This window comes from Paenibacillus sp. D9 (assembly GCF_001188365.1).
In the GTDB taxonomy this organism is placed as follows: Bacteria; Bacillota; Bacilli; order Paenibacillales; family Paenibacillaceae; genus Paenibacillus_O; species Paenibacillus_O humicus.
The window spans coordinates 1,954,140-1,965,914 of the sequence record NZ_JZEJ01000001.1; the positions used below are offsets into that span (position 1 = coordinate 1,954,140).

Here is an 11,775-nt window from a genome sequence, read left to right on the forward strand (position 1 = left end):
TTCCGATTCCGCGGCTAAGGCCGAACTTTCAAGGATGCGGTCGACAGTTGGATTCCGAATGCGGATCAGCCTTTGATTTCGGAAGCCAAGCTTGCGAGAGGAACCATGCGCTGCTCTCCGGTATCCATCTCCTTAAGGGAAATCTGGCCGGCCGCCAGCTCGTCGTCGCCCAGAATCGCCGTATAACGCGCGGCGTAACGGTCGGCCGATTTCATCTGCGCCTTCATCTTGCGTCCCTGATAGTCGCGTTCTGCGGACAAGCCGGCTTGGCGAAGCAGCTGAAGCTGCTTGGCCGTCTCACGCTCCGCCGCTTCGCCGAGAGCGACCAGATACACGTCGATGCGCGGCTTGGCCGCCTCGCCGCCCTGCTGGTGCTCCAGAATCATGACGGTGCGCTCGATTCCGAGGCCGAATCCGACGCCGGGCGGGTCCGCCCCGCCGATTTCGCCGACGAGGCCGTTGTAGCGGCCTCCGCCGCCGATCGTGTCGATGGCGCCGATGCCCTCCGCCTTGAACTCGAAGGCGGTATTCGTGTAATAATCAAGTCCGCGCACGAGCCGGGAGTTGATGTCATACGGGATGTCCATATCGCTCAGATGCTGCTTCACCTTTTCGAAATGCCGGCTGCTGGCTTCGTCCAGGCTGTCGAGAATCGACGGAGCGCCTTCGAAGTGATGCTGGTCGTGCTTGCAGTCCAGTACCCGCAGCGGATTGCGGTCCATGCGGGACTGGCAGTCCTTGCATAGAACGCTGCGCTTGGGCTCCAGGAACTCAAGCAGCTTGCCGCGGAACGCCGCGCGCACCTCGGGCGTCCCGACGGAGTTGATCTCCACGCGCACGTCTCTCAGGCCGACCTCCGTGTAGAAGGTATATCCAAGCGCGATGACCTCCGCATCGAGCGCCGGATCGACCGACCCGAGCGCTTCCACGCCGAATTGGTGGAACTGGCGGTAACGTCCGGCCTGCTGGCGCTCATAGCGGAACATCGGCCCGATGTAATACAGCTTCGTCAGATCGGGTTCGCCGTACATCTTGTTTTCGACATAAGCGCGCACGACGCCGGCCGTTCCTTCCGGACGCAGCGTCAGGCTGCGCCCGCCGCGGTCCTCGAACGTGTACATTTCCTTCTCGACGATATCCGTCGTCTCCCCGACGCCGCGCCGGAACAAGTCCGTCGACTCGAACATCGGCGTACGAATTTCGCGAAAGTTGAATCTGCGGCATATTTCCCTCGCCTTGCTTTCGACGAACTGCCATCTCTCGACTTGTCCGGGCAGCAGATCCTGCGTTCCCGGCATTTTTTGAAATCCCATAACCGCCCCTCCTTGCTTTTGCTCGCTATCATCGCATTCCAACCTATGTTCATCGACAAAAAAAGCTCTCGTCCGCTGACGACCCCGTAAGGTCGTCAGGGACGAGAGCTCGATCTCCCGTGGTGCCACCCTGATTCCGGACAAAAGGCCTAAGGCCGGTCCATCCGCTTCAAAGAACGGTTAACGCCCGTCACACGCATGCCGTCTACGCAAAGGCTGCGCCGTCATGCGCGCAAAAGCCTTCTTCGCCGGATGTTCTCCGGGATGTCATTCCTCCCGCCACCATAAGGACGCTTGCAGCCGTAACGGCGTCCCTCTCTGGATACGTGCGCGCAGAGTACTTCTTCCCATCATCAAAGGTTGGTTTCAATTGAAATTCATTCTACCGCTGTAAAGGGATCAAGTCAAGCCGCTCTCCTCGCAGGAACAAAAAAAAGAGCCCGGCAAGCGGGCTCTGAAGTCTTGCCATATTAAAAAGGGGGTCGAGATCAAGTATAGCCCGGCTGTGTTAAGCGATGATGTTGCCCAGATTACAATTGGATGACAAAATCGCTTCTGCCGGCATGAAAGGTCAGCTATCTTCCCGATCTTCCTTTTTGGGAGCGGGTCCGCCCCCAGCCCAGTCTTCCGCGAACTCCAGATCGTCCTCCAGATCGTCCAGCAGCAGCGCTTCCCGTCTGTCCGCCTGGAGAATCCGGCTGGAAGCGCGGCTCAGCATCTGCATTTTGCGTCCCTGCCGCATGGCGGCCACTTCCTTTCTCGCCGTCAAATCGCTTATGAAGCGTCTGTCGAGGTTCCGGTAAGTAGTGTTGCCGCATAACGTCTTCGTTAGTCCGGGAAGCAGGGATTAATCGCGGCTGTCCACGATCAGCGTAACCGGACCGTCGTTGACGAGGGATACATCCATCATGGCCCCGAAACGGCCCGTCTCCACCTGGAGCCCCAGCGCGCGCAGCGCTCCGTTGAACGCTTCGTAGAGCGGCTCGGCATGCTCCGGCCGGGCTGCGGACATGAAGTTGGGACGCCTTCCCTTTCGGCAATCGCCGTACAGGGTGAACTGGGACACCGAAAGCACGGCGCCGCCCGCGTCGAGCACGCTCAGGTTCATCTTCCCGTCCCCGTCCTCGAAGATGCGCAGGTTCGCGACCTTGTCCGCCATCCAGGTGATATCGACTTCGGTGTCCTCATGGGTAAGTCCGACAAGCAGCATCAGTCCCTGGCCGATGCTGCCGACGACTGCGCCCCCGACAGAGACCGATGCGCTGGAGCAGCGCTGAACGACGACTTTCACGATGGGCCACCGTCCTCTATCTATTGCATGATGCGCTGAACCGAGTAGATGTCCTTGACGCGCTTGATCTTGTCCACGACAGACTGCAAATGCTCGATGTTGCGGATCAGGATGGTCATATGGATGATGACCATCTTGTTCTTGCCCGTGCGTCCCGTGACGGCGGAAATATTCGTCTTGCTCTCCGCGACTGCCTGCAGAACCTCGTTGAGCAGGCCGCGATGGTCGTAGCCGGTAATCTCGATATCGACGCTGTAGTTCGACTCCGTCGACTCTTCCCATTCGACCTCGATGACGCGCTCCGCGTCGTCCTCCTTGCCTTCGACAGGAAGATTCGGGCAATCCTGCCGGTGAACGGACACTCCGCGTCCGCGCGTAATATAACCTACGATTTCATCGCCGGGAACCGGATTGCAGCAGCGGGCGAAGCGGACGAGCAGGTTGTCGATGCCTTTGACGGTCACGCCGCCGGTCGCCGCCTTCTTGCGGGTCCCCGGAGACTTCACCTCGGTCGGCTCGTTCGTAAGCTCGATCAGCTGCGCGGCTTCGGCTTCCCGCCGCATCTTCTCGGTCAGCTTGGTGCAGATCTGCGCGGCGGTGATGCCGCCGAAGCCGATCGCGGACATCATGTCCTCGACATCGTGGAAGCTGAACTTGGACGCGGCCTCCATGAGCTTGTCCTCGGCCATCCAGGCGGACGGCTCGAGGCCGAGCCGCTTCAGCTCGCGCTCCAGCATGTCGCGGCCCTTGATGACGTTTTCCTCGCGCCGCTCTTTTTTGAACCAGGCTTTGATCTTGGTCCGGGCATGCGAGGATTTCGTGATCTTGATCCAGTCCTGGCTCGGGCCGTAGGAATGCTTCGAGGTCAGAATCTCCACGATGTCGCCGGTCTTGAGCTTATGGTCGAGCGGCACGATCCGGCCGTTCACCTTGGCCCCGATCGTCCGGTTGCCGACCTCCGTATGGATCCGGTACGCAAAATCAAGCGGAACGGAACCGGCCGGCAGCTCGATCACTTCGCCTTTCGGGGTGAACACGAACACCAGATCCGAGAAGAAGTCCATCTTGAGCGACTCCATGAACTCGGAGGCGTCCTCGGCCTCGTTCTGCAGCTCCAGAATTTCGCGGAACCAGCCCATCTTGTCCTCGATATTGCCGCTCGGTCCCGCCGATCCTTCCTTATAGGCCCAGTGGGCCGCGACGCCGTACTCGCTCGTGCGGTGCATCTCCCAGGTGCGGATCTGGACCTCGGTCGGCTCGCCGTTCGGTCCCACGACGGTCGTATGCAGCGATTGGTACATGTTGGCCTTCGGCATCGCGACATAGTCCTTGAAGCGGCCCGGCATCGGCTTCCACAGCGTATGGATGATGCCGAGCGTCGCGTAGCAGTCCTTGATGTTGTCCACGATGATGCGGATCGCCATCAGATCATAGATTTCATTGAACTGCTTGTTGCGCATCGTCATCTTGCGGTAAATGCTGTAAATATGCTTGGGGCGCCCCGAAATATCGCCGTCGATGCCCATTTCCTCCAGCTTTTCCGTGATCCGGCCGATGACGACAGCGATGTACTGCTCCCGTTCCGCACGCTTTTTCTTCATCAAATTGGCGATCCGGTAATACTGCTGCGGATTGAGATAGCGCAGGGCGATATCCTCCATCTCCCACTTGATCGCGGAGATGCCGAGCCTGTGGGCGATCGGACAGAAAATCTCCAGGGTCTCGTAGGCGATGCGGCGCTGCGCCTCCTCCGATTGGAACTTCAGCGTGCGCATATTATGAAGCCGGTCCGCAAGCTTGATGAGAATGACGCGGATGTCCTGAGCCATCGCCACGAACATCTTGCGGTAGTTCTCGTTCTGCTGTTCTTCCTTGGACCGGAATTTGATCTTTTCCAGCTTGGTGAGGCCGTCGACCAGCATGGCGCAGGTATCTCCGAACCTCGCTCGGACCTGTTCCACCTCGACAGTCGTATCCTCCACAACGTCATGCAGCAGCGCCGCTATGATGGAAGTCACGTCCATCTCCATATTGACCAGGATTTCCGCCACGGCCACCGGATGGAGAATATAGGGCTCTCCCGATTTGCGCACCTGCCCGTGATGGGCCTGGTCGGCAAATTCATAGGCTTCCCGGATCCTGTTCAGATCCTGGTCCCTCATATAAGTCGACGCCTTAGCGAGTAATTGCTCTATGCCCATGAAACGTCCCTTTCCATCCAAATGTCATCGTTCGACTTCTACCGTGTCCCAGTACCTATGAAATAAGTTTAACTCCTATTATGCCCCTACAATACGGGCTGCGTCAACTGAACTTGAAGCGATACGGTCCTCCCTCCGAACGCGGCACACAGGTCCACCATAAACAATGGTTCAAATTCCTTATTCTGTTATTCATTTGGCGGAAATGTCTCTAGATCGACAAAAAAAAAGACGGCCGATGACCGGCCGTCATTATTTCCTGAGAAATAATTACCCATGAAGCATTTAGTATTTCATCAGGGAGAAGATGTCCAATCCGCCAAGCTTGGCGCGTCCGTCCAAATAGCCGAGCTCGATCAGGAACGAAGCTCCTACCACCTCGCCGCCGAGCTGTTCGATGAGGTTGATCGTCGTCGCGATCGTACCGCCGGTGGCGAGCAGATCGTCGGCGATAAGCACGCGCTGTCCCGGCTTGATGGCATCCTTGTGGACGGCGAGCGTGTCTTTGCCGTATTCGAGATCATAACCGGCCTCGACGGTCTCTCCCGGAAGCTTGCCGCTTTTGCGGATCGGCACGAAGCCGACTCCGAGAGCGATCGCAAGCGGAGCTCCGACGACGAAGCCGCGCGCCTCCGGACCGGCGATCAGGTCGATCTCTTTGCCGTGGGCCGCTTTTTTGAGCTCATCGATCGCCGCACGGTATACTTCGCCGTTGTTCAGCAGCGTCGTAATGTCCTTGAAGCGGATGCCTGGCTGAGGAAAATCTTCGATAACGCGGATATATTCTTTGAAGTTCATGATTGTCGAGCTCCTTTTATTCCCTATGCGGGTAGTTCGGTATGATGGCTTGATGCCGGCAAGCCGGCTATCCAAGATTTGATGTCTTCGATGGCGGAAAAGAGCCTGGACATGATCTTCTCTTCTTCCAGCGCCTCCAAGTAAAGCGCGGATTCCGAGAGGTCCCTGCGGGCCGGGGCTTCGGCGGCTGTCCAGCCCTCGTCGCGCCGCTCGATGAAGCCCAGCTGATGAAACACTTCCAATGCCAGAGAGGCTCGCTCCGGCGGGCAGCCCGCAGCCTCGGCCAGCCTCCGTCCCGCCTGCCCGGCAGGCAGCGGAGACAGCTTGCGGATCCAGGCGTACAGCCTGCCCATGCCCGCCCGCTCCAGCCAATCCGCGGAGCCTTTCTGATCGGCCGGATAGAGCAGATGCAGCGCCTCCAGCCCATGGCTGAGCCGAAGAGCTTTCTCCAGCCTGATGCAGGATGACGGACTTCCATAAAGGATGATTTCCTGGCAGGAGAAGCCTCCTGCCGGAACCTCTTCGGGAAGGCAATGAGTCCATCCGGGATTGCCGCTTCCTTCGCTTCCTGCTGCGATCTCGAGAGCGCTGGACAAATGAAGCCTTTCCCTCGTCACGATGACGGCCGTTCTCTTTTCCTGCCGGAGCCTCTCGATGATCGAGGCGAGGCGGCCGACCGGATCCCTTGTCCCTCGGAAGTCGTACACCCTCGGCTCTCTGACCCTCAAATCGCGGATCATCAGCTGCGGCTTCCGCTTCCCGTTCCATTCGTTCACCGTCAGCTCCCCTACGATGTCCGCCCTCAAGGAAGCGGCGAGCGGATCGGCGAATTCGCCCATGCCGAATCCGATCGCGTCCAGCTTCGCCGGGGTGATGCCGCTGCTCAGAGCGAGCTTGAGATGCGTCTTTTCCTTGCCGAGCAGGCGGACATCGCCGATGCCCGCTACGCTGATCAGCAGCTTCGGCACCGGATTGCCGCTGCCGTAAGGCTCAAGCAGTGCCAGCTCGCCGGCAGTCTCGATCGACGCCTCCTCGATGGGACAGACCAAATCGATGTCGCAGACCGGAATGTAGTCCTCCGGACGCAGCTGAAGCTCCGCTTGCGCGCAAAGGGCTTCTTCCAGCTCGTCCAGACGGGTGCGGTGCAGCGTCATGCCCGCTGCGGCCGCGTGGCCTCCGTAATGCTCCATCAGTTCCTTGCAGGAACTCAGAGCTTCGAACAGATCATAACCCGGAATCGACCTTGCCGATCCTTTGCACATTCCCGATTGCTCGTCAAGGCCGAGCAGCACGGTCGGACGGTAATGCTTCTCCAGCAGCTTGGAAGCTACGATGCCGACAACGCCGGGATTCCAGCCCGCACCGGCGAGCACGATCACTCCGGGGCGGGGAGCGCCTTGCTCGTCGGCCCGGCGGCAGCGTTCCTGCCACATGGCTTCGGCTTCCTTGGCAATATCGGCGACAACCTCGCGGCGCTCGATATTGAGCTCGTCCAGGCTCGAGGCGATTTCCTCGGCTTCCTCCCGATTATCGGTGACAAGAAGGACTACGGCCGGAGCGGCATGATCGAGCCGGCCGGCGGCGTTGACTCTCGGCCCCATCTGGAAGCCGATATCGGAAGCCGTGACCGCCTCCGTCTTGATGCCGCCCGCTTCGGCCAAAGCCGCGAAGCCGGGGCGAGGCGAAGTTCGAATGACATGCAGGCCGGAGCGAACGATAATGCGGTTCTCGTCGGCCAATGGCATCAAGTCCGCAATCGTTCCCAGAGCGGCGATATCGCTCCATTCCAGGGGAATGCGGCCCAGCAGGCACTGGGCGAGCTTGAATGCGACTCCCGCGCCGCACAGTCCCTTGAACGGATAAGCGCAGCCAGGCTGCTTGGGGTTCACGATGGCATCGGCATCGGGAAGAACGTCGGGAGGCTCGTGATGATCCGTAACGACGACCGACAAGCCCAGCTTGCGGGCATGCGCGATCGGCTCGACGGCGCTGATTCCGTTGTCGACCGTGACGATAAGCGTGAATCCCTCTCTCGCAGCCTTGTCCACGGCCGGGATGTTCATGCCATATCCTTCCCGGGTACGATGCGGAATATAATAGTCATGGCGAATGCCCAGCTCGCGCATCAGAAGGATCATCAAGGCGGTGGAGGAAACCCCGTCCGCATCGTAATCTCCGTACACCAGCACTTTCTCCCCGTCTGCCGCGGCCTTCCGGATGCGGGCGGCCGCTTCCTCCATTCCCTTGAGCAGATAGGGATCATGCATCGACTCGATTCCCGCTCCCATGAAGTCATGGGCCGTTTCCGGCGTCATGCACCCTCTTTGGACGAGCAGCCTCGCCGCCAGCGGATTCAGGCCAAGGGCAGCCTGAATCGATTGCGCGGCCTGGTTTTCCTCTTCATTCAGCTTTCTTATGTTCCAGCGGGTTTTGGACCCGATCACGTTGTACCCGCCTCCATCCTTGCCATTCGGTGTGTAGCTTGCTGCTTATATCTGCCGCTTGCCGCCACAGGCTGGTTCTCAAAACGAAATCCAAGCAGAGAAACGCTGCCCTCTGCGGCTGCGGGCCGTTCCGGAAGACCGGATCAGCCCGCAGCAGGCGGCGGCAGCGTTATGCCCAGGACGGACCAGCCGGCTCTTACTGAAGCAGCGTCGGCATATGCTCCTGATTGGGATCATGATTGGATTTGTACGGATAGCCGGGATTATAAGGCTCTACGCAGATTTTGACGTCATGGATATGCATGAACCGCTTGAGGACCAGCTGCTTGACCCGCCGCCCGATGTCCGCCCCTTCGAGAACGGAAATCCGCGGATTGACGCTGATGACGATTTCGGCGGATATCCTGCCTCCGCTCATATGCGGCTGGACCGCTTCAACCGTCACGACGCCGTCGACTCTTTGGATGATCTCCGTCATGTCCTCGGCGAGACCGGAATGGTCTGCGGGTGCCGGTTCCTTCTTTTTGCCGGTTCCAAGAAAAAGAAGATAGCCCTTGTAGACGATGAAAGCCCCGATGAGGACCGATGCGGCAGGATCCAGATAAGTCATCCAGGTCCATCCGCTCTCGCCTCCGGCCCAAGCGCCGGCGGCTCCGGCGGCCGCCGTCAGCGAGACCGCCCATTCCCATCCGGGAATGGGGCCTCTTACGAACAGAAGCCGCAAGGCAAGGCAGATCGGAATGACGAAGGCAGCCGGCAGCTGCGGATAGCCGTCAAGCGGCTCCATCATGCGGTTGAGAGCGAGTACGGCCATCTGCAGGCCGATGACGATGAGAAAAATGGAGAACACATAAGCGAATGTATGCTCCCTGCCCATACGCTGCACGTTGTCCCCGCTGCGGCGGCTGTGCTCCTTGCCGGATGCTTGCGCCGCATAGGAGGAGCATGCGTCCGAAGCGGAACGGAAAGCATCGGACAGCAGAACGGAACTGCCGAAGAGGGAACCGGCCGTTCCCTTAATGACGGCGAGCCCGATATGGACTCCGGTCTCCCTCCGCCGGCCGGCCGCAGCTTGGCCGGATTGCGGTAGCTTGTCGGCCATGGCTTCAGCCTCCCGTTATGAAGCTGCCGGATTGCCGGCGGAAGCCGGCTTCGACTTGGAATTCTTCTTCATGAGCAGCCACAGCGGGCTTGCGATGAAGATGGAGGAATACGCTCCGCTGAACAGACCGACCAGCATGGCCAGCGAGAACAGGCGGATCGATTCGCTGCCGAAAATGAACAGCGCCAAAGCGGCGAACAGCACCGTAAGCGCCGTGTTGATGGAGCGCGTCATCGTCTGCCATACGCTGTCGTTTACGACCTTGATATAGTCCTTGAATGTCTTGATCTTCGCGAATCGCAGGTTTTCGCGGATCCGGTCGAAGATGACGATCGTATCGTTGATGGAGTAGCCGATGATCGTCAGAATCGCGACGATGAACGGCAGATTGACTTCCAGGCGGAATATCGAGAAGACGCTGATGACGATGAAGGCATCGTGGACGAGAGCCACGACGGCCGCAAGGCCGAAGCGCCATTCAAAGCGGATGGCGATATAGATGATGATGCCGATGCAAGCCAGCAGCATCGCCTTCAGCGCGTTCCACTGCAGCTCGCGGGCGATCTCGACATCGACCGTGTTGACCTCGACCGAAGAGCCGGGATCGAACTTCGCTTTAAGATCCGTTTTGAGCTGCTCCTCCTTGCTCTGGCTGAGCACTTCGTCGAATCGGATCGTCATCCGGTTGTCGCCGAAGGTCGGCGCGTTGTGCTTGCCGAATTCTCCGGCCTGGAGATAGGATTCGATCTCCTGGCGCTGGGCGGACAAGTCCTTGGTCGACTTGACGTCCACGCTGGAGCCCGACTTGAAATCGACGCCGTAGTTGAGTCCCAGAGCCGCGAGCGCCACGATGCCGGCGATCGTGATGACGATCGAGAAGATGTAGAAATACTTGCTGTAATGGACAAAATCGATCCGGGATTCCTTAGAGCGCACGGATTTCACTCTCCTTCACGCCGTAATAGCCCGGCTTGTTGAATTTGCCGCTCTTGATCATCAGCCAGAGCAGGTAGCGGGAAACGACTACGTTGGAGATCAGGCTGATGATGATGCTCAGAAGCAGCGTGATGGCGAATCCTTTGACGGATCCGACACCGATGAAGAACAGAACGCCGGCGGCGATGATCGTCGTGACATGGGAGTCGATGATCGTGCGCAGGGAAGTTTTGGAGCCGGCGCGGAAAGCGCTCAGCAGGCTCTTGCCGGAACGCATCTCTTCCTTGATCCGCTCCGCCGTCAGGATATTGGCGTCGACGGCGATGCCGATGCCGAGAATGAAGGCCGCGATGCCGGGAAGCGTAAGCGTCGCGTTGAGCGCGATATGCGCCGCAAGCAGCAGCCACGTATAGATGATCAGGGATACGCTGGCCGCGATGCCCGGCACCCGATAGAACACGAGCATGAAGAGCACGATGAAGATCGTGCCGACGAGACCGGCGAAAATCGTGTCGTCGAGCGACTGCTTGCCGAGCGAGGCGCCTACGGATTGCGTGTATTTCACTTCGAGCTTCAGCGGCAGGGCGCCGAGGTTGATCGTGTCGCGGATATTCATCGCTTCTTCTTGCGTGTAGCCCCCGGTGATCTGGGCGTCGCTGCTGTTGATCGTCGAGGACACGGCCGGAGCCGAAAGCTGGTTCTCGTCGAGATAAATGGCGAGCTGGTTGTTGCCGGTCACGGCCAGCTTGGCCACCTCGGCCGTCACCTTGGCGAACTGGGCGGCATCCTTGAGCTTGATGTTGATCTGATAGCGTCCGAAGTCATCGCGCTGGACCGATGCGCCGCCTTCCTTGAAGTCGCTGCCGGTCAATTCGACCTTGCAGTAGCCGGCCTCCTTGGCGCAGCCGATGGCGCTGCGGAAGGTCAGGTTCGCCGGCTTGACGAGATCCTCGCGCAGCTTGGCTTCCTTGGCTTCGTCCATGCCCGCGATGCGGATGCGGATGCGGTCCGTGCCTTCCGTCGTGACTTCAGGCTCGGACACGCCGTCTTTGTTGACGCGCTTCTCGAGGCTTTTTGCCGTCTCCGTCAACGATTCGCGCGTCACTTTGCTGCCTTCGTTCAAAGGCTTGGCCTGGTAGAGGATTTCGAATCCGCCTTTGAGGTCTAGACCTAACCGGGTCTTATCCAAGAGGGCGGGGCTTGTCCAACCAATGACGCCGAAACTGACGACGACAATGATCAGGAATGCTAGCATCCGTTTCATAATTCCTGATGTTCCTCCTTAAGTTCACAATCGTTTCTATTATAACGATGACGGAAATTTGAGTCAAAAAAAAGAAACCCTTGTCAAAATCAGGGTTCTTTCCACGCGCTCATCGTCAGATGGTTCATGAGCTGGGTCGCCTTAAGGGACAAGATGTCATTTACGAGCTTGTGCAGCAGCGGCTCTCCCGACTTGATATACCGGGCTTGAACGCATTCCCATACATCGGTCCCCGTCACCTGCTCGTAACCGATCCAGCGGAACTCCTCCGCCTTGCTCTCGCACAGGGCGAAGATCTCCTCGCTCATTTCCTTTTCCGTCATGCGGCCACTCGCCTCCCCTGTTGACTATCCGCCTCAAGCCGTCGAACTGATTTCATTCGACGCAGAGGCCCGCTTTCCTGCCTCGATCCGGCTTCTTCCCAAA

General features: G+C 59.0%; 10 protein-coding genes. All 10 read right to left on the minus strand.

The features are described from left to right. Positions 1–65: 65 nt before the first annotated feature. Complete coding sequence (gene hisS / locus VE23_RS08985) at positions 66–1,313, minus strand: histidine--tRNA ligase (protein ID WP_049867814.1); 1,248 nt, start codon at positions 1,311–1,313, stop codon at positions 66–68. Positions 1,314–1,884: 571 nt separating this feature from the next. Next, the gene (locus VE23_RS26430) at positions 1,885–2,055 is read right to left on the minus strand and encodes a hypothetical protein (protein ID WP_157053934.1); all 171 of its coding nucleotides are present in this window, start codon (positions 2,053–2,055) and stop codon (positions 1,885–1,887) included. A 105-nt stretch (positions 2,056–2,160) separates the two neighbouring features. Further along, positions 2,161–2,604: a D-aminoacyl-tRNA deacylase gene (dtd, locus tag VE23_RS08990; protein WP_048745166.1), complete on the minus strand. Its 444-nt coding sequence runs from the start codon at positions 2,602–2,604 to the stop codon at positions 2,161–2,163. Between the two features lie 20 nt (positions 2,605–2,624). Further along, the gene (locus tag VE23_RS08995) at positions 2,625–4,805 is read right to left on the minus strand and encodes a RelA/SpoT family protein (protein WP_049867815.1); all 2,181 of its coding nucleotides are present in this window, start codon (positions 4,803–4,805) and stop codon (positions 2,625–2,627) included. A 285-nt stretch (positions 4,806–5,090) separates the two neighbouring features. Beyond that, entirely contained in the window at positions 5,091–5,603 is a 513-nt protein-coding gene (locus tag VE23_RS09000) for an adenine phosphoribosyltransferase (protein WP_021879606.1), read from the minus strand. Positions 5,604–5,626: 23 nt separating this feature from the next. Then, positions 5,627–8,047: a single-stranded-DNA-specific exonuclease RecJ gene (gene recJ, locus VE23_RS09005; protein WP_049867816.1), complete on the minus strand. Its 2,421-nt coding sequence runs from the start codon at positions 8,045–8,047 to the stop codon at positions 5,627–5,629. 196 nt (positions 8,048–8,243) lie between these two features. Continuing rightward, the gene (locus tag VE23_RS09010) at positions 8,244–9,149 is read right to left on the minus strand and encodes a cation diffusion facilitator family transporter (RefSeq protein ID WP_048745168.1); all 906 of its coding nucleotides are present in this window, start codon (positions 9,147–9,149) and stop codon (positions 8,244–8,246) included. Positions 9,150–9,164: 15 nt separating this feature from the next. Further along, the gene (gene secF, locus VE23_RS25755; RefSeq protein ID WP_048745169.1) at positions 9,165–10,085 is read right to left on the minus strand and encodes a protein translocase subunit SecF; all 921 of its coding nucleotides are present in this window, start codon (positions 10,083–10,085) and stop codon (positions 9,165–9,167) included. Then, on the minus strand, positions 10,075–11,349 hold the full coding sequence (gene secD, locus VE23_RS25760) for a protein translocase subunit SecD (protein ID WP_049867817.1): 1,275 nt from the start codon (positions 11,347–11,349) through the stop codon (positions 10,075–10,077). Before secD ends, secF begins: the two co-directional genes overlap by 11 nt. Before the next feature lie 89 nt (positions 11,350–11,438). Beyond that, positions 11,439–11,672, minus strand: coding sequence for a post-transcriptional regulator (locus VE23_RS09025; protein WP_021879611.1), 234 nt, complete (start codon positions 11,670–11,672; stop codon positions 11,439–11,441). Positions 11,673–11,775 lie beyond the last annotated feature (103 nt).